The sequence below is a fragment of the Pseudomonas sp. L7 genome (genome assembly GCF_046605565.1).
Taxonomy (GTDB): Bacteria; Pseudomonadota; Gammaproteobacteria; order Pseudomonadales; family Pseudomonadaceae; genus Aquipseudomonas; species Aquipseudomonas wayambapalatensis.
In genome coordinates this window covers 973494-998008 of record NZ_CP176784.1, presented here as the reverse complement: position 1 = coordinate 998008, position 24515 = coordinate 973494, and the positions used below count along the sequence as shown (strand labels likewise).

The following is a 24515-nucleotide window of genomic DNA, read 5'->3' as shown; positions in this document are numbered from 1 at the left end:
CGCCGGGAGGCGGGCGGCGTTTTTTGTCATCCGCCCACGCTAGCAAATTTTTCGCTGGCTGTACCTGCCTCAGGTGGTCGACAACGCCCGCGCCACGCCAGGCTTGCGCAGCACCTCCAGGCGCGAACCGTGATAACGCGTTTCGCGGAACAACTTCCAGCGCCCGAACAGGCCATACACATGCATCACCCGCCCTTGCTCGTGATAGCCCATGCGCAGGTGCAGCTTCATGGCCGGCACGTTATGCGTCTCCACCACATCCACCACCTTGCGGCAGCCCTTGGCATGCATGGTGTTCCACAACTCGACCTGAGCGGTGACCGACAGCTCGCTGCCAAAGTAGCGCCGGGTCATCTCGCCGCCGAACTCGAAGAACTCGCCGGGCTTCACCGGGAAGGTGCAGCCGTAATAGTGCTTGTCATGGTAGTCGACCACGCTCGCCCAGATGAAGGCCACCGCATCGCCGTGCTCATCCAGGTACATGTGCCCGGTATGGCCTTCGGCAGCGAGTTCGCGCATGGTTTCGACACGGTCGCCGAAATAGCGCGCAAAGGCGTCGGCATTGGCGGTGGTGATATCCACCAGGGTCACCGGCGGGTGTTCCTTGAGTTTGTGGGGCGGCACGGGGGTGACCAGGTCGCGCTCCATCCACAGCAATTCCCAGTGGAAGAATACGTAGCGTTCGACAAGGGTCTTGAAGGTACGCTTGAGCCCCTTCTGGCGGATCCGTTCTTGTAGTTTTTGCAATACGCGCATGCTGCCTCCCCGGCCCAGGCGAAATTGCCGGACCAATAGCTGCTGTATAGATCAGGGAGAAAGCGGCCATGGCAAAGGGCCAGCGGAGGATTTGTTGCAGAATGTTAACAAGGCCCCGGAGGGAACCGCGCAGCCGAACCAAACGGCTGCGCGGTCAAGGGCTTGCTTACAGCTCGATGCAGTCGAACCGTACGTCGGTGGCCACGTCTTCGTCGTAGTTGACGTCAGCGCGCTCGAAACCGAACAGGTTGAGGAACTGTTTCTTGTAACCGGCGTAGTCGGTCAGCTCGAACAGGTTTTCGGTGGTGACCTGCGGCCACATGGCCTTGCAGGCGTCCTGCACGTCGTCGCGCAGTTCCCAGTCGTCCAGGCGCAGGCGGGCCTTTTCGTCCACCTCGGCCGGAGCACCGTCGGCGCGGTACATGCGGTCGCGGAACATGCGGTCCAGCTGGTCCTGGGTGCCTTCGTGAACGCCCTTCTCCTGCATGATCTTGAAGACCATCGACAGGTACAGCGGCATCACCGGAATGGCCGAGCTGGCCTGGGTGACCACCGACTTGAGCACGGCAACGTTGGCGCCGCCCTTCACTTCACCGGCCAGCTTCTTGTCCAGGCGCAGGGCGGTTTCGTCCAGGTCCTGCTTGGCCTGGCCCAGGGCGCCGTGCCAGTAGATCGGCCAGGTGATTTCGGTGCCGATGTAGCTGAAGGCCACGGTGCGCGCGCCTTCGGCGAGCACGTCAGCGCCGGCCAGGGCGTCGATCCACAGCTGCCAGTCCTGACCACCCATGACGGTGACGGTGTCGGCGATTTCCTGCTCGGTGGCCGGCTCGATGCTGGCCTCGATGATGGTGTCCTTGTTGGTGTCGATGGCGGTCGACTTGTACGGCTGGCCGATCGGCTTGAGCGCCGAGCGAATCAGCTCGCCGGTCTGCGGCAGCTTGCGCACGGGCGAGGCCAGGGAGTAGATGACCAGGTCGACCTTGCCACCCATCTCGTTCTTGATCAGCTCGATGACCTTGGCGCGAGCTTCGTCGGAGAAGGCGTCACCGTTGATCGACTTGCTGTACAGACCCTCGGCCTTGGCGAACTTGTCGAAGGCGGCGGCGTTGTACCAGCCTGCGGTGCCGGCCTTGGTCTCGGTGCCCGGTTTCTCGAAGAACACGCCCAGGGTGTCGGCCTTGAAGCCGAAGGCGGCGGTGATGCGTGCTGCCAGGCCGTAGCCGCTGGAGGCGCCGATCACCAGGACTTTCTTCGGACCATCTTCGCGCACGCCCAGTTTGCGGGTGGCTTCGATCTGGTCACGGACGTTGAGCTCGCAGCCCTTGGGGTGAGTCGTGGTGCAGATGAATCCGCGTACCTTGGGATGAATGATGGCCAATGTCTGTACCTCGTCAGGTTTATGCTGGGGAAGCGCCGCAGGGGCGATTCCGATTGATCAGAGGGTGAGACTACCCCCGCAAGTCATCCGACACATATTACGGGGTCAATGGCCCGAGCAAAACCCGAATCCGAAAGCGACTCGCTCCCTGTAGGAGCAACTGTCTTGTTCAAAATCTAAAGGCCAGCCCAATCCCTGTGGGAGCGGCGGTTCGGCGCCCCGACTTGCCCGCGAGCACGGGCGTAGCCCGTGCCAGGCACCGCGGTGTGCTTTTCGCGGGCAAGCCCGCTCCCACAACAAGCCCGCTCCTACAAGAATTGGCTACTCAGTGGGAATCCAAGGCCGCGCGCAACCACGCCAGGAACTGCCGCGCCAGCGGATCGTCCTGGCTGTCGCGGTGCACCAGGCAACTCCAGGCCGGGCCTCGCACCCGCTGCGCCGACAACGCCTGCAAACGCCCGTCGTCCACCAACCCCTGGGCCAGCAACTGACTGACCAGCGCAATCCCCAGGCCCTCTCCCGCCGCGTCCAGGAGCAGCCCCGGGTCGGAGAAATTCAGCCCCTTGCCCTGCTGCCCCACCGCTTCGCCGCCCTCCAGTTGCCAGTGGCTCCAGTCCATCTCCCGTTCGCCGTGCAAGGTGGTGCGCCCGGTTTCGGGCAAGGCGGGATGGCAGGCGGGGTACAGGCGGTCCTGGTGCAACACGCTGAAACTGCACTCGGCCTGCGGGCCAAGATCATCGCGGATCGCCAGGTCGATGGTCTGGCTGCTCATGTCCGGCACCTCGAAACTGGTGAACAGCCACAGGTCTACCTGCGGGCAGCGCGCATGGAAGTCCGCCAGGCGCGGCAACAACCAGTGCCGGGCAAAGGCCGGGGTGGTGTTGACCACCAGTTGGTTGGGCTTGCGGTACTGGTCCAGCCGACGGATGCCCACCGCCAATTGTTGCAGCATGACCTGCGTAGTGCTGAGCAGGTCATGGCCCGCGTCGGTGAGGCTGACACTGCGCCCGGTCCGGTGGAACAACGGTTGCTCCAGGTAGCTTTCCAGGCTGCGGATCTGCTGGCTGATCGCCGACTGGGTGAGGTTCAGCGCCTCGGCGGCCTTGTGAAAACTGCCCAGGCGGGCAGCGGCTTCAAAGCCACGCAGGGCATTCAGGGGCGGCCAGTGCTTGAGCATGATTGATAAGCCATTCTAATCAGAAATACGCTAAATCTATCGTTAGTCCACGCCCATTCATAGCCATATCATGGGCACCAACACCCGCAACGGCGGGCTTCGTTGATAAAAATCACTAATACATTGGAGCTAACCATGGACCTGTCCATCGCCAGCGGCTGGCGCATGCCCGCCGAATGGGCCCGCCACGCCGCCACCTGGATGATCTGGCCGCACAACCAAGCCTTATGGGAGTCCGGTTGGCGCGTGACCCTGGCCGACGTACAGCGCGACTACGCCCGGGTCGCCAGCGCCATCGCCCGTTTCGAGCCGGTGAAGATGGTCGTCGCGCCGTCCGCCATGGCCAGCGCCCGCGCCCTGTGCGGCGCCGGTATCGAGCTGATCGAACTGGCCGTGGACGACAGTTGGTGCCGCGACAGCGGGCCGACCTTCATCGCTCACCCGCAACACGGCCTGGCCGGCCTGAGCTGGCGCTTCAACGCCTGGGGTGGCAAGTCCGAGCACGGCCTGGACCGCAGCCTCGGTCGGCGCATCCTCGACCACCTGGGCCTGGAAGGCTTCAGCACGCCGCTGTGCAACGAAGGCGGCGCCATTCATGTAGACGGCGAAGGCACCCTGATCACCACCGAGTCGGTGCTGCTCAACCCCAACCGCAACCCCGGCCTGAGCAAGGCGGACTTCGAGGAGTGCTTCGCCCGTCTGCTGGGCATCCGCAAGACCATCTGGCTGCCCGGCGATCCGCAGTATGTCACCGGCGACATGACCGATGGCCACGTCGACGGCGTCTGCGCCTTCGCCCGGCCCGGCGTGCTGCTGGTCGATGCCACCCACGAGCAAGGCTCGGTCTACGCCGACGTCGCCCGGGAAAACCGCCGCGCCCTGGAGCTGGCTCGCGACGCCCAGGGCCGGCGCTTCGAGCTGCTCGACCTGTTTGAGGCCAGCGCCGCAGTGGACAAGGACGCCGAAGTGTTCTGCGCCTCCTACACCAACTTCTACCTGGCCAACGGCGCAGTGATCATGCCGGCCTATGGCATCGACGCCGACCAGGCCGCCGCTCGTCAGTTGGCCCTGGCCTTCCCCGACCGCGAGATCGTGCCAGTGCGTATCGACCACATCGCCCACGGCGGCGGCGGTATCCACTGCATCACCCAGCAACAACCGGCCTGGCCTGTGACGGAGGACCGCCCATGAGCCTGCTGCGCATCGCCACCACGCAGATGAGTTGCGACTGGAACCTTGCGGCCAACCTCGACCGCGCCGAGCAACTGGTGCGCCAGGCCGCCGCCCGGGGTGCACAGGTAATCCTGTTGCAGGAGCTGTTCGCTACGCCGTATTTCTGCATCGAGCAGTGCCACAGCCACCAGGCGCTGGCCCAGGACTATCACGACAGCCCCCTGCTGCGCCGCTTCGCCGCGCTGGCCAAAGAGCTGGGGGTGGTGCTGCCACTGAGCTGGTACGAGCGCGCCGGCAACGCCTTCTTCAATTCGCTGACCGTGGCCGACGCCGACGGTCGCCTGCTGGGGATCTACCGCAAGACCCACATCCCCAACGCCATCGGCTACCAGGAAAAGGAATACTTCAGCCCCGGCGATACCGGTTTCAAGGTCTGGGACACCGCCTTCGGCCGCCTGGGCATCGGCATCTGCTGGGACCAATGGTTCCCGGAAACCGCGCGCTGCCTGGCGCTGCTCGGCGCCGAGGTGCTGCTGTTCCCGACAGCCATCGGCTCGGAGCCTGGTGCCGCCGAACTGGACTCACGCGACCACTGGCAGATGGCGATGCGTGGCCATGCCGCAGCCAACCTGCTGCCGGTGGTGGCCGCCAACCGCGTCGGCCAGGAAGTGGCGCGCAGCGACGAGCACCTGTCGATGCGTTTCTATGGTTCCTCGTTCATCTGCGACCACAAGGGCGCGATGCTCGCCGAAGCCGATCGCGACAGCAGCGGCGTATGGCTGCACGACCTGGATCTGGCGCGCATGCGTGAAGACCGCCTGAGCTGGGGCGTCTACCGCGACCGCCGTCCCGAGCTGTACGCACCGTTGATGACCCTCGACGGCCGCACCCCACAACCGACGAGGGCCTGAGCCATGCCACGCCGTCCATCACAACTGTTCGCCGCCCTCGCCCTGGCCTGCTGCGCGTCCGTCGCCCAGGCACAGCAGGAAGCCCTGCGCCTGTACAACTGGGCCGACTATTTTGCCGAAGACACCCTCAAGCGCTTCACCGCCGAAACCGGCATCCCGGTGATCTACGACGTCATGGACGGCAGTGAAGTGCTCGAGGCCAAGCTGATGTCCGGGCGCAGCGGCTACGACCTGGTGTTTCCCGGCGACACCGTGGCCGAGCGCCTGATGCGCGCCGGCAGCCTGCAGCCGCTCGACCGCCAGCAACTGACCGCGCTGGACGACATCGACCCTGGCCTGCGCGCCCTGCACGCGCGCTACCCCAAGGCCAGCGAAGCGACAGTGCCCTACACCTGGGGCACCATCGGCCTGACCTTCAATGCCGCCAAGATCCGCGAGCGCATGCCCGACGCACCGCTGGACAGCCTCGACCTGCTGTTCAAACCGGAGCTCGCCGCCAGGTTCGCCGATTGCGGCATCTCGATGATCGACTCGCCCGACGAAGTGCTCGCCGTGGTGCTCCACTATCTGGGGCGTGAACCCCGCAGCGCCAGGCGCGAAGACCTGGCTGCCGCCAGCGAGCTGCTCAAGTCGATCCGGCCCTACGTGCGCAAGTTGCAGTCGCAGCCGGTGACCGAACTGGTCAACGAGAACACCTGCCTGTCGCTGGGCTACAGCGGCGACGTGATCCAGGCCCAGCGCACCGCCGAGGCCGCAGGCAAGGCCATCGACTTCCAATACCGCGTGCCGCGCGAGGGCACCACGGTATGGATGGACACCATGGCGATCCCCGCCGATGCACGCCATCCGGAGTACGCCTATCGTTTCATCAACTTCGTGATGCGCCCGGAAAACATGGCCGCGATCAGCAACTTCACCGGCTACCCCACGGCCAGCGCCAAGGCCCGTCCGCTGGTGGACGCGCGCATGCGCGACAACCCCGACATCTACCTCGATGCCGCCACCTATGCCCGGCTGATTCCGGGCAAGGATATTCCCCAGGCCGACATGCGTGCGCGCATGCGCGTCTGGACCCGTTTCAAGACTGCCCAGGACTGACCCATGCCAACCCGTCGTACCTTCCTCCAGCACCTGTCGATCGCCGCCGGCCTCGGCGCCGCCGCAAGCATCGGCCTGCCGCTGGGCAGCGCCCGCGCCAGCGAGGCGGGCCGCTGGTTCATGCCCGACGAGGGCGAGCCGCAGCGGTGCGCCTACCTCGCCTTCGGCGCCCAGGACGCGATCTGGGAAGACTTCACCGAAGACGTGCAGGCGGCGCTGGGCCGCATCGCCCGCGCCATCGCCAACTACCAGCCAGTGACGGTGTTCTGCCGCGAGGGCGAGCGCGACCTGGCCGAGGAACACTGCGCCAGCCACAACACCACGTTCGTGATCACTGAGCTGGACGACATCTGGATGCGCGACATCGGCGCCAACTTCGTGGTCGACGACGACGGCGAGCTGGGCGCGGTGGATTTCAACTTCAACGGCTGGGGCGGCAAGCAACGGCACCGCTTCGACGCGAAGCTGGCCAAGCAGGTGGCCACGCGGGCGAACGCTGCCTACCAGCGCAGCGAACTGGTCGGCGAAGGCGGCGGTATCGAGGTCGATGGCCATGGCACCGGAATCATGACCGAGAGCAGCTGGATCAACGGCAACCGCAACCCCGGCTGGAGCAAGGCCGAAGTCGAGCAGGAGCTCAAGGCGCGCCTGGGCCTGCGCAAGATCATCTGGCTGCCGGGCATCAAGGGCAAGGACATCACCGACGCGCATGTGGACTTCTATGCGCGCTTCGTGCGCCCCGGCGTGGTGCTGGCCAACCTCGACACCGACCCCGATTCCTATGACCACGCAGTGACGCTGCGGCATCTGGAGATACTCAAGCAGGCCACCGATGCCGATGGCCGGGCGTTGCAGGTGCACACCGTGTCGCCGCCGCTGAAACCACGCAAGAGTGCATTCAACAAGGGCAACCCGGATTTCGCGGCGGGGTATATCAATTATTTCGTGATAAACGGTGCGGTCATCGCCCCGCAGTTCGGCGACCGCGAGGCCGATGAAAAGGCCCGGGCGTTGTTGGCCGAGTTGTATCCGGATCGGGACGTGGTGCAGTTGGATATCGATGCCATCGCGGCGGGAGGTGGCGGCATCCATTGTGTGACCAGCCATTGTCCAGCGGTGTGAGTACCGGCCCTATCGCGGGGCAAGCCCGATCCCATAGACCCCGATGCATTCAGGTTCTGTGGGGGCGGGCTTGCCCCGCGATAGGGCCGGCACAGACACCCTATTCATTTGCAAACCCGATCAATCACAAAGAAAAACAAACTTCTCAAATGAGCCCCGGGCAGTGATGCTGTCGCGATCCACTTCGCCTCCCGGAGAACAACAATGAACGAAGTCGCCATCGTCGCCGCCACCCGTACTGCCATCGGCAGTTTCCAGGGCACCCTGGCCAATGTCTCGGCCATCGACCTCGGTGCTGCGGTGATCAAGCGCCTGTTGGAGCAGACCGGCCTTGACCCCGCGCAAGTCGACGAGGTGATCCTCGGCCAGGTGCTGACCGCAGGCGCCGGCCAGAACCCCGCCCGCCAGGCCGCGGTCAAGGCCGGCCTGCCCCACGCGGTGCCGGCGCTGACCCTGAACAAGGTCTGCGGTTCGGGCCTCAAGGCCCTGCATCTGGCGGCCCAGGCGATCCGCTGCGGCGACGCCGAGGTGGTGATCGCCGGCGGCCAGGAGAACATGAGCCTGGCGCCGTACGTGCTGCCCTCGGCCCGCACCGGCCAGCGCATGGGCCATGGCCAACTGGTCGATACCATGATCACCGATGGCCTGTGGGACGCCTTCAACGACTACCACATGGGCATCACCGCCGAGAACCTGGTGGACAAGTACGCCATCTCCCGCGAACAGCAGGACGCCTTTGCCGCCGAGTCCCAGCGCAAGGCCGTGGCGGCTATCGAAGGCGGTCGTTTCAAGGACGAGATCACCCCCATCCACATCCCGCAGAAAAAAGGCGATGCGCTGGTGTTCGACACCGACGAACAACCTCGCCCAGGCACCAGCGCCGAATCGCTGGGCAAGCTGCGTGCAGCCTTCAAGAAAGACGGCAGCGTCACCGCTGGCAACGCCTCGAGCCTCAACGATGGCGCCGCTGCCGTGCTGCTGATGAGCGTCGACAAGGCCAAGGCCCTGGGCCTGCCGGTGCTGGCCAGGATCACCGGCTACGCCAGTGCCGGTGTAGACCCGGCGATCATGGGCATCGGCCCGGTCTCGGCGACCCAGCGCTGCCTGCAGAAGGCGGGCTGGCAGTTGTCCGACCTGGACCTGATCGAGGCCAACGAAGCCTTCGCGGCCCAGGCCCTGGCAGTGGGCAAGGAGCTGGCCTGGGATGCGGCGAAGGTCAACGTCAACGGCGGTGCCATCGCCCTGGGCCACCCGATCGGCGCCTCGGGTTGCCGGGTGCTGGTGACCTTGTTGCACGAGATGATCAAGCGTGATGCGAAGAAAGGCCTGGCGACGTTGTGCATCGGTGGTGGCCAGGGTGTCGCGTTGACGATCGAGCGATGAGTCTGGGGTGAGTGCTGCGCAGGCGAGCCCGCGAAGCACTCACCGCTAATCTCAGAATCTTTCATCCAGGATCGCCGGCAAGCTCAGCTCCCTGACAAAGCTGGCCGGCGACAGTGACAGGATCATCCTGACCACCTGCACCACATCGTGCACCGGTATCAGTTGCCCTTCCCCACGCCGCGCAGCCTCAGCAACCGGCACCTCCAGGCCGTCCTCGGTATTGAGATAGCCAAGGTTCAGACAGGTCACGCCAAGATGCCGATCGCGGTAGCCCTCGCGCAGGGCGTCGGCGATGCCTTGCAGGGCGAACTTGCTGGCACCGAAGGTCACCTCAGGGCGCCCGCTGCGCGGCAGGCCCGAGGTTGAGCCGGTCAGCAGGATGCGTGGGTGCTGGCTTTGCAGCAACAGGGGCAGCAGACGCTTGATCAGCAGGATGGTCGCCGTGATGTTGCAACCGACCATGGTTTCAATCTGGGCGTCCTGGTCGTCGAGAAAATCGTAGGCGGGGTGGAACGCCAGGGGCTCCCAGATGCCCAGGTTGTAGATCAGGGTGTCGATGCCTTGATCGGCCACAGCCTTGGTGATGGTGGCGACGGCAGTTGCGGGTTGAGTGAGGTCGGCTTCGATCCAGCGGGTGTCGATACCGGTGATGGCAGGGACGTGCGCAGGGATGGCGCGGGCGACGCCGATCAGGGTGTCGCCGGGGTTGCCCAGGCCTTGCATCAGGGCCTTGCCCAGTCCTTTGCTGGCGCCGATTACCAGGGTTTTCATCAATAACTCCATTTATCGAGGTTTGGGGAAAGAGGCCGGGACAGCGGTGACCTTTTCGCGGGCAAGTCGGGGCGCCGAACCGCCGCTCCCACAGGTACTCCACAGTCTTCCGAGCCGCAGGGCCTGTAGGAGCGGGCTTGCCCGCGAAAAGGTCACCGCCAAAAGTAGATTCGATCCACTAGCGCAGCATCCAAGCAACCCGCCAGCTCGATGACAAAGCCTGGCTTGTATCCAGATGTAAACCGCGGCGCGTGTCTGTTTCAGATCAATGCCGTACGCTTGCAGACAACCCACCGCCCCCCAATCCAGCCACACTGTCATCCTGCCCGCACCCGGTACCCGCCATGAGCCTGCTCAGACAAGCCCTGAACGATCAATCCTTCGTCTGCATCATGGAGTTCGTCCCCAAGCCTTCTGCCCAGCGCTTCGCTGCACTGGAGAGCATCATGGCGCGTGCGCAGTTGTGCGGCTGGCCACTGGCGGTGTCCATCGCCGACCGGGTCGGCAGTGCGCTCGACATGTCGCCGCTCGACGCCTGCCGCAGCTTCAACACACCGGTCCCGACCCTGTTGCATTTCTCCGGCAAGGACCGCGAGCGCCAGGACCTGCTCGCCCAGCTGTCACACATGGACGCCGCAGGCCTGGACCAGCTCCTGCTGCTGACCGGCGACCGCCTGCCCGGCCACACGCCAGGCCAGCGTCCGGTGCGTTACCTCGAATCTGTCGCGGCCCTGCAGATCGTGCGCCAGGCGCGCCCCGACTGGCTGCTCGGCGCGGCACTGAATCCGTTCAAGTACCGCGAGGAAGAAGGCGGCGCACAATACTTCAAGGCCGAAAAGAAGCTCGCCGCCGGCGTCGACTTCTTCATCCTGCAACTGGGTTTCGACTTCCAGAAATACCGCGAGGCCATGCACTGGATGCAGCGCCAGCCCACGCCTCGGCCCATGCTCGCCTGCATCATGGGGCTGACCGAGGGCCGCGCCGGGATGCTCGAGCATGTGGCGGGGGTCACCGTAAGCCCCGCGATGCGTGCGCTGCTCGCCGCCGAGGCGGCAGTGTCCAAGGCCCACGCCCGGCAGCGTGCCACGGAGCGCCTGGCCCTGCAGATCATCGGCCTGCGCCTGCTGGGCTACGCCGGGATCAACCTCTCCGGCGTGCACGAACTCGAACAGTTTCTCGAACTGGAACAAGCTCTGGAAGACTGGCTGCCACGCATCAACAGCCTCGAGCAATGGCGCAGCGCCTGGGACGCCGCCTGGCAGATGCCCGGCGTTGCACCGGTCACTTTCCACCCACCCGGGCATCACTGGCAGCAAGGCCAGCGCCAGGTCCAGGCGTCGTTTACGGAAAAGGCCCGCTACCATTTGCTGTCGGCCATGCACCACCAGTTGTTCAGCCGCGAAACGCTGTTGAGCAAGGCATTCGGCTGGAGCGTGCGCCGGTCGCTGTGGTCGACCCCAGCCGCGGCGCGCGTTCTGCACCGCGTGGAGCGCGGCCTCAAGCGGCCGGTGGTCGGTTGCGATACTTGCGGTCAATGCCGGCTCGAAGACACCTTGTACATCTGCCCGGAAACCTGCCCCAAGGGCCTGGCCAACGGGCCCTGCGGCGGGACGCAACTGAACCGCTGCGAGTTCGGCGACCGGGAATGCATCCACAGCCGCAAATACCGCACGGCGGTGTCGGTCGGGCAGACAGACGTACTCAGGGACAAGCTGATCCCCTGCGTCGAGGTGGGTGGGCGCCAGCAGAGCTCCTGGCCGCGCTGGTTCGCCGAGCCAACCCCAGTACAACCCGCAGCGCGCGCCAAGCGCCCGCAACCCGAGGCCGCGGACCTGTAGGAGCGACTCGGCAAGCTCTGGCACAGGGGGCCCGACAGCCTCTATCCTGAGCGGCCATCGCCCTACACTCGCCCACAGGACCGCCGCGTGACCCGAGCGCAACTTGAAACCCAGCAGATCCCCCTCTACTTCGCCGCCGTGGTCCTGGCCATCGCCGCAGGCCTGCTCGCTCCCGACACCGCCAGCCACCTGCAAGCGCTGGTGACTCCGGCGATTGCCGTGCTGATGTACGCGATGTTCCTGCAGGTCCCCTTTCTCGACCTGCGTCAGGGGCTGGGCAGCCGCCGCTTCATGGGCGCGCTGTTGCTTGCCAACTTCGTGCTGGTACCGCTGCTGGTGTGGGCGGCCACGCGCGGTCTGGTCGAGCATCCGGCGATCCTGATCGGTGCACTGCTGGTACTGCTGACGCCCTGCATCGACTATGTGGTGGTGTTCACCCACATCGGCAAAGGCGACTCGCGCCTGACCCTCGCCGCCACGCCGATGCTGTTACTGGCGCAACTGGCCCTGCTGCCGCTGTACCTGACCCTGATGCTCGGCGCGCAAAACCCTGTGGCACTCTCCATCGCGCCGTTCGTGGAAGCCTTCGTGCTGCTGATCGTGCTACCGATGCTGCTGGCCGTGCTCACCAGCGTCGGTGCACGCCACTCGCAGGCCATCGCCCGCTGGAGCGACGCCTGGGCGTGGATGCCGGTGCCGGCCATGGCCCTGGTGCTGATTGCCGTGATCGGCTCGCAGATCGCCGTGGTGCTGGGCGACTTCCAGCGCCTGTTGCCGGTGATTCCGGTGTATGTCGGGTTCGCGCTGCTGGCACCGCTGCTGGGGCTGCTCTCGGCGCGGCTGTTCCGGCTGCAGGCGCGCGAAGCGCGATCGGTGACGTTCAGCGCCGCGACCCGCAATTCGCTGGTGGTACTGCCGCTGGCGCTGGCCTTGCCGGAAGAGTTGCGGGTGCTGGCGGCAGCGGCGGTGATAACCCAGACCCTGGTAGAACTGGTGAGCGAACTGATCTACGTGCGGGTGGTGCCGGCAGTGGTACGAACCTGACGGGCGCCATCCCAACTCACAGGATCACGAACCCCACCTCGATATTGCCCCGCGTCGCCTTGGAGTAAGGGCAGATCTGGTGCGCCTCGGCCACCATCTTCTGCTTGTCCTCCAGGGCTAGCCCGGGCAAGTGCACGGTCAACTGAGCGGCCAGCGCAAAGCCGCCATCGGCGGTATTGCCCAGCGCCACATCAGCCTCCACCGCCACGCCCTCGGGCAGGCGGATGTCGAACTTCTGCCCCGCACGACGCAGTGCGCCGATGAAGCAGGCCGACCAGCCGATGGCAAACAATTGCTCGGGGTTGGTGCCTGGACGTCCGGAGCCTGGCGGGCTCAACGGCAGGTCCAGCGCACCATCACTGGAGCGACCGCGGCCGTCGCAGCCTCCGGTGGTGTGAGTACGGGCGGTGTAGAGGGTGGTTGTCAAAGGGGTGATCACGGTACATCTCCTTCTTGCCGATCAGGACGTTTCGCACAGCCCTCCCCGACCAAGGGTGCGGGAAGGGCGCGGATGGCCGTTACTGCTTGGCCTGGCTCAGGCGGCTGTACAGGTCGGACGGGAACGGTTTGCCGTTGGCGTCGAACTGATGCTTGCGGAACCGATACACCTCCGCCTCGGACAGGTAACCATCGTGGTTGGCGTCGATCGCATCGAACTCGGCGTTGGCCTTCGGTGCCACGGCCAGCAGCTCGGCACGCGAAACGCGGCCATCGTGGTCGGTGTCGGTGCGGGCGAAGGAGGCATCGCCACACTTGCCTTCACCACACTTGCCCTCCGCCCCGGTGGCTTTCGCCTGGCCACCGCACTTGCCCTCGCCACACTTGCCTTCGGCCTTGGTGGCCTTGCCCTCGGCACCGCACTTGCCTTCCCCACACTTGCCTTCGGCCTGGGTGGCCTTGCCCTTGGCGCCGCACTTGCCTTCCCCGCACTTGCCTTCCGGGGCCTTGTCGTTGGCCGCGAGCTGGTAGCCCTGCGGCAGTGCTTCAACGGCGAACGCGGAGCTGGTGACGTTGATACCGCCTGCCAGGGCGATGGCGAACAGGCCGATGCGAGCCTTGCTGGAAATCGGGGTATGGGACATGGCGTTTCTCCGGATGTCAGTGCGGTCGTACCGCTGGGTTCATTGCCCCTAGGGCGAGAGAGCCGATGAACCGGGGCGCCTGGCCCCGTTCGTTCGGGTGGAGCCATTTGAACGTCAGCGTGTATCGGGGGCGTATCCGGGGAGGGAGGGATTTGTATGCAAGTACGCAGGATCAGGGATGAGATACAGGGCGATACAATCGCGGGACAAGCCCGCTCCCACAGATACCTGCGCTGACACTGGACTCAGCGCACGTATCTGTGGGAGCGGGCTTGTCCCGCGATTGGGCCGCAAAGCGGCCCCGGCGATCTCAGCCGTCGAAACTCACCGCCCGCAACGGCGCGGTATTGACCTTCAGCTCGAACACATCCGGCCGCGCATAATGGCCCACCACATCGAAGTCGAGATTGCCCTGGCTCAACTGGCTCATGTCCAGATCCGCGTACAACTCGGTCTCGCAATCGAACACCGGCCCGGCCAGTACCTCGCCCAAGGGGCTGACGATCATGCTCCCCCCGCGCATCACGTAGTCGTCGTCGGCGAAGTCCAGCCCGAACGCCTCGCGGTGCTGCTGCGGATACTCGCCCAGGCGAATCGCCTGGCAGGCCGAGAGCACGAACACCCGGCCCTCCAGCGCCACATGCACCATGGAGCTGGCCCACGACGGTCGATCGTCGGCAGTCGGTGCGCAGTACAGTTGCACCCCTTGCGCATACATGGCCTGGCGCAGCGCCGGCATGTAGTTCTCCCAGCAGATCACGCTGCCGAGCACACCGAAGTCGGTCTGCACCGGCTCAATGGTCGAGCCGTCGCCGAAGCCCCAGATCAGGCGCTCCTGCCCGGTCGGCATGAGCTTGCGGTGATAACCGGCAATGCCCCGGCCCGGCGCGAGGGTGACAGCGGTGCAGTACAGGGTGCGGCCATGACGCTCGATGATGCCGACCACCGCGGTCACCCCCGTCTGCTCGACGCTTTCGGCAAAGGCCGCAAGCTCCGGGCCGTCCAGGGCCACGGCTCCCTCGACGTAGCGCTGGTACAGCGCGCGCCCGGCAGCACTGCGATTGCCCACCACACTGCCGAATGCCGCGCCCTTGGGATAACCGCCGATGAACGCTTCGGGGAACACCGCAAGTTGTGCGCCCTGCTCCGCCACCCGCCGCAGGATGCCGGCGGCCTTCTCGACACTGGCCATCGCGTCATAAGGAACGGAAGCGGCCTGGATGATTGCTACACGGGTCATGATGACTCCTGTCTGTGGTTAGAAACGGCTGATGTCGTTGTCACGGGTTTCCGGCAAGGTCTTGCACAGCACCAGCAAGCACAGCAGCGAGACCCCGGCGAGGTAGGCAGCGGGCAGGTTGGCGTCGCCGGTCATGCGGATCAGCGCCGCGGCGATGAACGGCCCCGGGCCTGCCAGAATCGCCAGCGCCAGGTTGTGCCCCAGCGCTGCGCCGGTGGAGCGGATCGAGGCCGGGAAGACCTCCACCAGCAGCACCACGTCCATCACTGCCGTGACCGCCACCAGCACCCCCAGGATGATCAAGCCGAGCAGGATCGCCGCGCTGTTGCCGCTGTTGATCAACAGGAAAATCGGAAACGCCAGCACCGTCAGCGCCGCGGCAGCACCCAGCAACAGTTTGCGCCGGCCGATGCGGTCACTGAGCCGGCCGATCAGCGGGTTGACGATCACGTACACCACCAGCGCGATGCTACACAGCCACAGCGCCATGCTGCGCGGCAGCCCCACGGTGGTGACCAGGTGGTTGTTGGCGTAGGTGACGAAGTAATAAAGCGACACCCCGAACAGCGCCGAAAAGGCAAAGGTGGTGATGAACGCCCGGCGCCGCACCGCCTTGCTCGGGGCCTGCGCCGAATCGCGCTGGCGCACCATCTCTTCGTACACCGGGGTATCGCCCAGCTTGCGGCGAATGAAGATGGCGATGCCGGTCATGACGATCGAGGCCACGAACGGCAGGCGCCAGCCCCAGGCCGTCAGTTGCGCGTCGCTGAGCGTGGTGGTGATGGTCGCGGCGACGAAGGTGCCGAACAGGAACGCCAGCCCGGCAGTCCCGGTGATCACGCTGGCCGCCGTGGCGCGGCGATTCGCCGGCGCACTCTCGACAATATAGATGCCTGCGCTCGACCACTCGCCGCCAACCATCATCCCCTGCACGAAGCGCATGGCGATCAACAGCACGGGCGCTGCGATACCAATCGCCTCGTAGGTGGGTAACAACCCGATGATCGTGGTACACACCCCCATGCCGAACACCGTGATGATCAGCACCGCCCGGCGGCCGAAACGGTCACCGATCGGCCCCAGGATCAGCGCCCCGAACGGCCGCGAGAGAAAGCCCACGGCGAATACCGCCAGCGACGACAGCAGCGACACGCCAGGCGCGCTGGACGGGAAGAACAGCATCCCGATCACCGCCGCGAAATAGCCGTAAACGGCGAAGTCGAACCACTCCATGAAGTTGCCGATCCCTACCGCGATGGCGCGCTTGCGGATATCCACCTGCCCACCCCTGGTATGGGTATTGCTTTCACCCACGCTATGCGAAATCGTGCCCACCGGATCCACCTATGTGTTGTTATCTGTTGTGGGCACCAGACTAGAAACACCACCGACCACGGGGCAAACGATTAGGAAATATGAGCCGGATTAACGTACGTAATATTTCTCGGATCGACCTGAACCTGCTGCTGACCTTTCACTGCCTGATGACCGAACGCAGCGCCACCCGCGCCTCAGCCATGCTGCACGTGACCCAGGGCGCAGTGAGCTCGGCCTTGCGCCGCCTGCGCGAACACTTCGGCGACGAGCTGTTCATCCGCACCGCCTCGGGCATGCAACCCACGCGCAAGGCCATGGAGCTGGCGCCGAAGATCACCGAAGCCCTGACCTCCATATCCGGCCTGTTGGGCACAGAACCCGACTTTTCGCCGCACGATTCCAGTTATGTCTTCAATATCGGCCTGTCTGACGATATCGAGGCCTGCCTTGCGCCGCGCATCGTCAACGCCGCAGCGGCCGAAGGCCTGGGCGTGACCTTCGCCTTCCACCAGAGCAACAGCTCGCTGTGGAAACAGTCGCTGCAAGACCCCGACATGGACCTGGTGATCTGTGCCGAACCCAAGGACTTCAACACCAGCTATTCCTCGCAGGTGCTGTTTTCCTCGTCCTACGCCTGCCTCTACCGTCCACGCAATGGAGCGGCAAACGACCCCATCGCCCTGGAAGACTATTTCGCCGCCAATCACGTGCGGATTTCCTACGATGGCCGCCGCGGCTTCATCGACGACATGTTCGAGGCGGCAGGCTATGCGCGGCATGTCACCGCCTCGTTCACCCATTTCAGCGGTGCACTGAGCACCTTGATGAACAGCGAAGTGATCGCCACGATCCCCAGCTTCGCCGCCGAGAGCTATGCGGCGATGACCGACCTGACCGTGAGCCCGGTGCCCTTCCCGGTGCCGTCGTTCCGCTGTTTCATGGTCTGGGACATTGCCCGGCACAACAAACCGCATCATGAATGGCTGCGGCAGTTCATCGGCAACCTGGCCCAGGTGGTGAGGTAGCCTCCGGACCGACTGTGCCTACGAAACTAGGGCCCACGCGCATGACGAGTTCATGCCCATGGTGCCCGGGCAAGGGATGCTGCGCTTCAAGGACGAACAGACTGACCGCACCACCTCAAACCGGTAGTGGTTACGGAAGATGATGAAACTTCGCTGGCAACAGTCCGCGTCGTTGCGACGTGTCCCACGACCAGGGGCAAAGCTCGCGGCGGCGCTCTCCCACAATCATATCGGAACGGTCCGACATACCCGCCAATAGCGCCTTCTTATGCTCGCGAGTCCCTCAATTGCGGGCTAGCGGCTGACCCAACGGTCTCTCCTGACGCCCTGCTCAGGACCCGTCATGCCTCGCCCGCCCATCACGGAATTAGGTGGCAACCCGTTCAAGCCTTTCGCCCGAGCGCGGATCGAAAGCTCGATCGATCTTCCCAAACTGTATGCCGCAATCGACCGCGATCCCGCCATCGTTGGGGCGGGGGTGGTTTATGTCGATACTCATTACAACGCGATTACCTTGCGGGCGTTTCAGCCTGTTTGCAGTGTGCTGCCGAAGAGGGTGGTGTTGCAGGAGCTGCCTAGGCCGGTTACGGCTGAGCAGCATCTTGAGCAGCAGGTGAAGGATCCGCGGCAGTCCAGGTTGATTTCGGATCTCTGGAATACTGGGGTGGCGTGTACGGGATTTATCGGCGGGTTGCTGTTGATAGTGAATGGAGGTGTTTTGACTGCTATCACCGGTGGCCCTGGGATTGCTATCAGCATTGCTGGTTACGGAGCTTTATTGGCATCTGCCGCCCAGTGTGCGATTGGAGTGCGCCGTGTTCACTTGGAGCTTCACGCCCCGGAAAGCAATGATGAACTCGATAATCAAACTTGGTTCAAGATTGTTGCACCGCTGCTAGACATCATCTCTTTGCTCGGAATCGCCAGCGCCTCTCTGAACACGATCAAATATCTCCAGATGCGCAAAAGCCTGACAGGTGCAGGATGGTTCTCGTTGAGTAGAACACTGAGTCGCCAGCAACGCAGCACGCTGATGAGAGAAATCCTCTCGATCAAACACCCGTCGCTGACGAGTAAACAACTAAAACTCAAACAACGTCTCGGTACCCTTCCCAAACGCTTTATGCCCGCACAAATCAGGAAATCGACCATTGCACTTATCAGTGAGTCCATCCTTAGCGGCATCGGCATCATCGGGAACGGGATGGTCCAGAACCTTGCTGTAATGCTGATAGAGGAAATCAGCGAATGATGTTTCTTACCTTTTGTTTAGGCACCTTTCTCAAACGATTTTTCCCGATCCTTGCGCTGGCAATGTTGCTGGCAATTATCGCCATCTCTACGGGAGCAGGCGCCATAGCAGATGTCTACTTTCGCAAGCATCCAAACTACCTTGAGTACTCCTTTACTCTGCTGATGTTGGGCACGACCGTGCTGGGGTGCGCTCAGTACTCGGTAATCCGTGGCAGAGGAAAATTCACATGGTGGATTGTAGGGGTATTGGTGATATGCCTTGCAGCCAACTGCATAAGCTACTTCAAGCCTGGATTAGAGTTGTTTTCGTTGGTGGGCATGCTCTCGGCCACCTCGGCCCTCGCCTGCTACAACAGCCGCCGCTACCGCCAAATGTGCAAAAGACTTCAAGTGATCCGGCGAATGCGCGAGGAATGGATCGCCTATGAAAAGCTCCGTCGGTAGCTCAAGCCCAGTCGGTGTGGGAGCGGCCTCGTGCCGCGAAAGGGCCGCAAAGCGGCCCCGGCGGTCGAGGGCCAACAACACCTCCAACAGCTACACAGCCTCCCCCGCCAAATCAATCAACCTCCCACACTCCTCCGCCGTCATCCGACCGATGATGCGGATGGCCTGGTGAATCCCCGCCGCACCTCGACCGCTCAACTGCGGGTTGTGCTCACACTCAAGCAGTTCATCGTATTGAGCCAGTGCCTCGCCCAGGAGTTCGAGGGTCCAGGCATAGGATTGGATTGTGGAAAGGCGCTCGTGGTCAGTCATGGGACACCTGCCTCAGTTCGCGGGTGGACTGACTGTGGACAGGGTAAAAGCGATGGGGTCGAGATACCGGCGCTGATGAACAGCGGCGGAGAGCGGATGCGAGGATCCTGTAAGGGATAGCGATAAGCATGCATGAGATCCTTTTCAGTTGAAGCACCACGTCAATCGTCGCCAAACGATTGGGTGGCAGCTGTACGCAGGTTGGCGAACCGAGGAAAAGGAACCCGGCAGACCCGAGGGTCTCCCACGCACAGCCGCCATTGCACGAAACTGCGGACACAAAAAAAGCGCCTGCAATCGTGATCGGGGCGCCGATGCGCCTTTTCGTACGGGTCGCCAAACCCGGTCGCGGAGGTTGCCGCGACTGGAGGGAATTTATGCCTAACGGGGCATCAGTGCAAGGCGCGGCGAAGCCCGAAGAAGCCGTGAACCGCATTTTGGGAACAGTCCGACATACGCCCAGGGCCGGCGACCCTGCTCTGTTAACCCTCAACTAATCCGCCTGTAGAACACTGGGTGCAACTCGGCGCTCGCGGCGCCGCAAGCCCCCTCACTACAGACAGGTAACTTGAAAATGAAAGCGTTAGTGGCATTGGTGTTTGGCGGCCTTTGCAGCACGGCAATGGCCAATGAAGTGGCGCAGGATTTCAAGCAGCCGCCGGTTGAACGGTACAACTACTCGCAGCACCTGGACATTGCCCGAGTGATCTCCGTGAGCGAAGTGCCCGACGTGCGCGAATTGGTACCCGCGCGCATGATCTACGAAGACTCCAAAGGCCAACGGCATACGCTTGAATACACAGCGATGGGGAAAGGTTTGACTGACGACTGAGGCTCTGGAGTGTTGCTTAATCCGTGAGGGAATGTTCGGCAGTGCCGGCAGTTCAATAGGGCAAGTGGATGATGAAAGTGGTGCCATAGATTGGGTTGGACGTCACGGTAGCCCGGCCACCATGGGCTTCGGCGATCTGCTTGACGATAAACAAACCAAGCCCGAGCGAACGCAGCGTATCTTGCCGGTCGCTACCACGCGTCATCGGCTCGAATAACTTCGGCAGCAATTCCTCGGCGATGGCAGGGCCGTGGTTGTGAACGCTCAAAACCACACCGTTGCCGCAGAACTCAGTAGTGAGCGTGATGGGATAGCGAAGGTCGCCATATGCCGCACTGTTGGCGACCAGGTTACCGATCATCTGATGCAACCTGTCCTGATCCACCTCGAATGTCCCTTGCCCCCGAGACAAATGACGAATGCTTGCGTTGCCAAAAACAATCCTGAGCTCACTCACGGATTGGTCCATGGCCTTCAGAAGATCAACTTGTTGGCGACGGATACCGATGCCCTGACCGAGTTTGATCGAAGCGAAATCCAAAAGATCGACGATCATGCGCTGCGCTCTTTCGGCAGAAGTGCCAATGCTGCCCAGCAGGCGACGCCCCCGGTCGGATTGGACATCGCGTGCAAGCAGCTCAGTAGCCATCTTGATGGCCGTCATCGGATTCTTCAGGTCATGGCTAGCCACAGCGACCATTCGTTCGGCGAGCAGTGCCCGATGCTGCACATCTTCATAGGCTGCGGCCAACTCGACTTGGGCGCGTTGCAAAGCTGATTCGGCGGCGGCCTTCTGTGCCAGCAGTTCCTCGGCGCGCTGCATTGCCAAGAATACCCCCCGCTCATTGCGGTCTCGCTGGCTAATGCCGAACAACGCCAACTGGTAGACGACCCCGTCGTCACTTGCCTGCCGGACACCATTGAGCAACATGGCAACGGCTGTTCCATTGCGATGTTGCAGGTCGACCTTAACCTCCGCAACAGAGCCCTGCATGTCCATCAATGGCTTCCAGTGTGTGCTTTGGAACACACGCCCAGCCACCGTCAGCAACTGCTCGAAACTGCACGCGTGCATCAGCGTCGAGTCGTATCCCAGCCAATCGCAGAACGTTTGGTTGGCGCGGATGATGGTGCCATCCGCGGCCATGACAACCAGTCCGCACGGGGCGTTCTCGAAATACGCTGCTGTGAGCAACTGCGCGGTGTCATCCATCACTGAACCCACGTTCTACGAAGAAAGCATCCATTGCAGCCGTGCATGCACTGGGCGCGCTCAGCTGCGGGAAATGGCCGATATTGTTGATGATGCTCAACGTACTGTCGGGCAGCACCTGGTGCAGATAATCGCCAACCTCCATTGGCACGACCACGTCGCCGGGACATTGCAGGATCAACGTGGGTGTCGACAGCCCGCAAATGTCCTGCCGGTGATCGGACAGGAAGATCACACGGGCAAAATGCCTGGCGATAAAGGCGTTGGTGCGAGCAAAGTTTTCCAGCAGCTCTTCGTGAAGCCCCCGCTGCCCCGGTGCCCCCATCAAGACAGGCGCCATGGTCCCGGCCCAGCCGAGATAATTGTCGTCGATGGTTGCCAGCATTTGCAGCACTTCATCCGGCGAGAATCCGCCGGTGTAGTCACCCTTGTCTACGTAGCAAGGCGAACCGCCGATCATCACCAGCGCAGCAATCCGCTCTGGCGACTGCACAGTGGCCAAGGCGCAGATCATCGAGCTGACCGAGTGCCCCACCAGGATCACGGGGCCCTTCGCAAACGCGTTGATGATCTCGTTAAGATCCGCTGCGTGCCCCCACAGCGACGCGTGCCTGCCATGATCGTACGCCTCAAGCTCAGACTGCCCAGCGCCGGTCAGATCATAGGTAACAACGCGGAAGCTCTTGGAGAAATGCGGCACCAGCAACCGCCACATGCTCTGGTCACAGCCAAACCCATGCGCCAGGATCAAGGTTACCCCTCCGTCCCCAACAATATGGACGTTGCTACGCTTCTGCAGGGTCATAAAAATCCTGGTGTAATTGGCTATTAGCAGCGCCCGACTGCCCGATCTTCCGAAAGATTAGGTGAGTCATGGGACAAGCGGGGTGCGACTGTGACTCCGCAGCAGTCGAAAGTAACTGTTGTACCAGAACAGGCACACGTGGGCACCATACGCGATACGCCTGGACATAGCCCGCGGATTATTGAACGAGGCGCCGTTCGAGCTGATTTCGGCACGGGCGGGCTAAGGTGTAGGCCAGATTCAAGTGCTCGACCTGCTTGCTGATCGAGCACAGATCCGATCTACAGGTTACAGCGCTAAGCCCCGCCATGTGGACAGGACGTGGCTGTAGACGTTGAAAGCGGAAGCGTTAGCCGCCATGAGGGTATCGCGGACCAGACACTTTCGAGGTGAACTCTCGATGTGTTCCGCAACAATCATTTGTCTCTCTTCGCTGTTATAGCCTGCTCTATCAGCGGGCTGTCATAGCCAGTAACCGAACTTGCAGGCATCGGAACGGGCTCTTGCCAGAACGGTGTCTTTCCGTCCTGACTGTCGAACCTGTGGCGGGCCTCGCGGATCTGCTCCACGTTTTCAACCACCCACGTCCAAATAGGTGACATGCGGACAAGCAGCTGCATCCCCAGCGCAGTCAGGTCATATTCAACACGGGGCGGAATCTCTTGGAACTCGTGGCGGCTGACCAAGCCATCCCGCTCAAGTGATCGCAGTGTCTTGGTCAGCATGCGCTGTGTAATGCCACGCAACTGCCGTTTGATATCGGCGTGGCGCATCGTGCCGTAGACACCTAGCGCATGCAGAATGCCCAGAGACCAGCGACTGCCCGCATGTGCAAGTACCTCACGCCTGACCCCATCGTCATCCTCTCTAAGCGTCTGGCAGATGGCTTGCGCCTGCCTCAAAGCTTCATGATCGGCCATGCTTCCCCCTGGTATCACGCGTGTGCCTTCTTACGAGCGCTGCATAGTCGTGCAAGCATTTGTCCATCTTACAGGCAACTTTAACCAGGACAAATCATGACCCATTCCACCCAGCCAACCCCTCAATCGATCCTCGTATTAGGCGCAGGAGAGCTTGGGCTGCCCGTGCTTCGCAACCTTGCTCGGGTTGCAGAACGAGCCCCAGGCTCAACGGTCAGCGTGCTGCTGCGCGAATCCACCATCAACACCCAAGTCCCGGCGAAAAAAGCCGAAATCGATGAACTTCGTAGCCTCGGCATTCAGATGGTCGCTGCCGATCTGGTGAGCGACTCCATCGACCAGCTTGCGGCGGTATTCGCTCAATTCGATACCGTCATTGGCTGCGCAGGGATGGTTGCAGGCCGAGAAACTCCGATGAAGCTTGCCACTGCGGCTCTGAAGTCCGGCGTCAAGCGCTATTTCCCGTGGCAGTTCGGCGTGGATTTTGAGGTGATTGGACGCGGAAGCCCGCAGGACCTTTTCGATGCCCAGCTTGACGTTCGCGAGTTGCTGAGGGCTCAAGACAAGACTGAGTGGGTCATCATCTCGACGGGCATGTTCACCAGCTTCATGTTTGAGCCCATTTTTGAAGTGGTGGACTTCGAGAATGACACGGTGAACGCGCTGGGCGGGCTGGATAACAGCGTCACACTGACCACACCCGATGACATCGGGGCGCTGACAGCAGAGATCGTTTTCTTCGAGCCCCGCTTGCGCAACGAAATCGTGTATCTCTCGGGCGACACGGTTACTTACGATGAAGTTGCTGGGCTGCTCGAACGTGTCCTTGGACGACCTTTCAAACGTAACGAATGGACGGTTCCGTATCTGATGGACGAACTGGAAAAAGACCCGACTCATCACATCAAGAAGTACCGGGCCGTGTTTGCCCAGGGCCGAGGCGTGGCCTGGCCGAAAGCGGGCACATTTAATGAACAGCAAGCGATTAACGTCACGACCGCCGAGCAGTGGGCTCGCGCAAACCTTCAAGGGAGGTAGGCGCTGGTAGAGGGTGGGGAAGTTCGGAGATGCGCCTGGGGGGGGAAAGGGGTGGGACTGGTGCGGAGACAGACGGACGGTTGTTGGGCGTGAGGGCACGGTTTTCGCGGGGCTGGAATTTGGTGGATTTTTTGATGTACCTCATAGGGTGTCTATAAAAAAATCAGCTGGTTATGGCTGTCCGTGGAATCGAACTGGGAAAATTTTGGCTCCGGTGAGAGCTACGACCACCCGCTTCAAATCCTCTATAGGGATCGGCAGAAAACGACTCAAAGTCGCCTATAGATCAACCGTTTCTAGCCAATATCTACCGCCTCCCACACCACCGGTCTATACGAACCACTCGAATCGTTAATGCCCTACGGGTGCTACGCCCGCTTGA

General features: G+C 62.8%; 24 protein-coding genes. 12 read left to right on the top strand and 12 right to left on the bottom strand.

The genetic code is table 11. The annotated features are described in order from the left end of the window. Positions 1–69: 69 nt before the first annotated feature. The 3 genes from ACK3BK_RS04780 to ACK3BK_RS04770 all read right to left on the bottom strand — a co-directional run bounded on the left by ACK3BK_RS04780 (position 70) and on the right by ACK3BK_RS04770 (position 3311). Entirely contained in the window at positions 70–756 is a 687-nt protein-coding gene (locus tag ACK3BK_RS04780; protein WP_186710684.1) for an N-acetyltransferase, read from the bottom strand. Positions 757–922: 166 nt separating this feature from the next. After that, positions 923–2134 carry an enoyl-ACP reductase FabV gene (fabV, locus tag ACK3BK_RS04775; protein ID WP_186667709.1) on the bottom strand — a complete coding sequence of 404 codons (1212 nt, stop codon included), beginning with the start codon at positions 2132–2134 and terminating at the stop codon, positions 923–925. 325 nt (positions 2135–2459) lie between these two features. Continuing rightward, positions 2460–3311: a LysR substrate-binding domain-containing protein gene (locus tag ACK3BK_RS04770; protein ID WP_411383827.1), complete on the bottom strand. Its 852-nt coding sequence runs from the start codon at positions 3309–3311 to the stop codon at positions 2460–2462. Between the two features lie 135 nt (positions 3312–3446). Between ACK3BK_RS04770 and ACK3BK_RS04765 the strand changes: the two genes are divergently transcribed. The 5 genes from ACK3BK_RS04765 to ACK3BK_RS04745 all read left to right on the top strand — a co-directional run bounded on the left by ACK3BK_RS04765 (position 3447) and on the right by ACK3BK_RS04745 (position 8998). Further along, entirely contained in the window at positions 3447–4502 is a 1056-nt protein-coding gene (locus tag ACK3BK_RS04765) for an agmatine/peptidylarginine deiminase (RefSeq protein WP_186667705.1), read from the top strand. Then, positions 4499–5395: an N-carbamoylputrescine amidase gene (aguB, locus tag ACK3BK_RS04760; protein ID WP_288374270.1), complete on the top strand. Its 897-nt coding sequence runs from the start codon at positions 4499–4501 to the stop codon at positions 5393–5395. Before ACK3BK_RS04765 ends, aguB begins: the two co-directional genes overlap by 4 nt. A gap of 3 nt (positions 5396–5398) precedes the next feature. Beyond that, the gene (locus ACK3BK_RS04755) at positions 5399–6493 is read left to right on the top strand and encodes an extracellular solute-binding protein (protein WP_186711812.1); all 1095 of its coding nucleotides are present in this window, start codon (positions 5399–5401) and stop codon (positions 6491–6493) included. A 3-nt stretch (positions 6494–6496) separates the two neighbouring features. Further along, a complete protein-coding gene (locus ACK3BK_RS04750; RefSeq protein ID WP_411383826.1) occupies positions 6497–7615 on the top strand; it encodes an agmatine/peptidylarginine deiminase in 1119 nt (372 codons plus the stop codon). Between the two features lie 204 nt (positions 7616–7819). Next, positions 7820–8998: an acetyl-CoA C-acetyltransferase gene (locus tag ACK3BK_RS04745; RefSeq protein WP_186667700.1), complete on the top strand. Its 1179-nt coding sequence runs from the start codon at positions 7820–7822 to the stop codon at positions 8996–8998. Between the two features lie 51 nt (positions 8999–9049). Here the strand turns inward: ACK3BK_RS04745 and ACK3BK_RS04740 are convergent, their stop codons facing one another. Further along, positions 9050–9769, bottom strand: coding sequence for an SDR family NAD(P)-dependent oxidoreductase (locus tag ACK3BK_RS04740; protein WP_411383825.1), 720 nt, complete (start codon positions 9767–9769; stop codon positions 9050–9052). Between the two features lie 344 nt (positions 9770–10113). Here ACK3BK_RS04740 and ACK3BK_RS04735 point away from each other — a divergent pair, with 344 nt between their 5' ends. Both ACK3BK_RS04735 and ACK3BK_RS04730 read left to right on the top strand, forming a co-directional pair. Further along, the gene (locus ACK3BK_RS04735; protein WP_411383824.1) at positions 10114–11607 is read left to right on the top strand and encodes a methylenetetrahydrofolate reductase C-terminal domain-containing protein; all 1494 of its coding nucleotides are present in this window, start codon (positions 10114–10116) and stop codon (positions 11605–11607) included. Positions 11608–11694: 87 nt separating this feature from the next. Next, positions 11695–12651, top strand: coding sequence for an arsenic resistance protein (locus ACK3BK_RS04730; protein WP_411383823.1), 957 nt, complete (start codon positions 11695–11697; stop codon positions 12649–12651). Between the two features lie 16 nt (positions 12652–12667). Here the strand turns inward: ACK3BK_RS04730 and ACK3BK_RS04725 are convergent, their stop codons facing one another. The 4 genes from ACK3BK_RS04725 to ACK3BK_RS04710 form a co-directional block, all read right to left on the bottom strand. After that, positions 12668–13090 (bottom strand): organic hydroperoxide resistance protein, encoded by a 423-nt coding sequence (locus ACK3BK_RS04725; RefSeq protein WP_411383822.1) that lies wholly within the window; start codon positions 13088–13090, stop codon positions 12668–12670. 79 nt (positions 13091–13169) lie between these two features. After that, complete coding sequence (locus ACK3BK_RS04720; RefSeq protein WP_411383821.1) at positions 13170–13733, bottom strand: hypothetical protein; 564 nt, start codon at positions 13731–13733, stop codon at positions 13170–13172. Positions 13734–14043: 310 nt separating this feature from the next. Further along, on the bottom strand, positions 14044–14973 hold the full coding sequence (locus ACK3BK_RS04715) for a carbon-nitrogen hydrolase family protein (RefSeq protein ID WP_063543033.1): 930 nt from the start codon (positions 14971–14973) through the stop codon (positions 14044–14046). 18 nt (positions 14974–14991) lie between these two features. Continuing rightward, complete coding sequence (locus ACK3BK_RS04710; protein ID WP_411383820.1) at positions 14992–16251, bottom strand: MFS transporter; 1260 nt, start codon at positions 16249–16251, stop codon at positions 14992–14994. Positions 16252–16388: 137 nt separating this feature from the next. Between ACK3BK_RS04710 and ACK3BK_RS04705 the strand changes: the two genes are divergently transcribed. From ACK3BK_RS04705 to ACK3BK_RS04695, 3 genes are all read left to right on the top strand, one after another. Continuing rightward, a complete protein-coding gene (locus ACK3BK_RS04705; protein WP_288374260.1) occupies positions 16389–17315 on the top strand; it encodes a LysR family transcriptional regulator in 927 nt (308 codons plus the stop codon). 343 nt (positions 17316–17658) lie between these two features. Next, positions 17659–18567, top strand: coding sequence for an NAD synthetase (locus tag ACK3BK_RS04700; RefSeq protein ID WP_411383819.1), 909 nt, complete (start codon positions 17659–17661; stop codon positions 18565–18567). Further along, on the top strand, positions 18564–19013 hold the full coding sequence (locus ACK3BK_RS04695; protein ID WP_186710024.1) for a hypothetical protein: 450 nt from the start codon (positions 18564–18566) through the stop codon (positions 19011–19013). The genes ACK3BK_RS04700 and ACK3BK_RS04695 overlap by 4 nt, the downstream gene beginning before the upstream one ends. A 90-nt stretch (positions 19014–19103) precedes the next feature. On the opposite strand, the gene ACK3BK_RS04690 is transcribed toward ACK3BK_RS04695, so the two are convergent. Continuing rightward, positions 19104–19325: a hypothetical protein gene (locus ACK3BK_RS04690; protein ID WP_186667693.1), complete on the bottom strand. Its 222-nt coding sequence runs from the start codon at positions 19323–19325 to the stop codon at positions 19104–19106. Between the two features lie 574 nt (positions 19326–19899). On the opposite strand from ACK3BK_RS04690, the gene ACK3BK_RS04685 reads away from it, so the two are divergent. Continuing rightward, positions 19900–20157, top strand: coding sequence for a DUF2790 domain-containing protein (locus ACK3BK_RS04685; protein ID WP_063543005.1), 258 nt, complete (start codon positions 19900–19902; stop codon positions 20155–20157). A gap of 52 nt (positions 20158–20209) precedes the next feature. Here ACK3BK_RS04685 and ACK3BK_RS04680 read toward each other — a convergent pair whose 3' ends face one another. The 3 genes from ACK3BK_RS04680 to ACK3BK_RS04670 all read right to left on the bottom strand — a co-directional run bounded on the left by ACK3BK_RS04680 (position 20210) and on the right by ACK3BK_RS04670 (position 23095). Then, entirely contained in the window at positions 20210–21370 is a 1161-nt protein-coding gene (locus ACK3BK_RS04680) for an ATP-binding protein (RefSeq protein ID WP_411383818.1), read from the bottom strand. Next, entirely contained in the window at positions 21363–22175 is an 813-nt protein-coding gene (locus ACK3BK_RS04675; RefSeq protein ID WP_411383817.1) for an alpha/beta fold hydrolase, read from the bottom strand. Before ACK3BK_RS04675 ends, ACK3BK_RS04680 begins: the two co-directional genes overlap by 8 nt. 416 nt (positions 22176–22591) lie before the next feature. Continuing rightward, complete coding sequence (locus ACK3BK_RS04670; protein ID WP_063542999.1) at positions 22592–23095, bottom strand: winged helix-turn-helix transcriptional regulator; 504 nt, start codon at positions 23093–23095, stop codon at positions 22592–22594. Positions 23096–23191: 96 nt separating this feature from the next. Here ACK3BK_RS04670 and ACK3BK_RS04665 point away from each other — a divergent pair, with 96 nt between their 5' ends. After that, complete coding sequence (locus ACK3BK_RS04665; RefSeq protein WP_411383816.1) at positions 23192–24133, top strand: aromatic alcohol reductase; 942 nt, start codon at positions 23192–23194, stop codon at positions 24131–24133. The last annotated feature ends 382 nt before the right edge of the window (positions 24134–24515 follow it).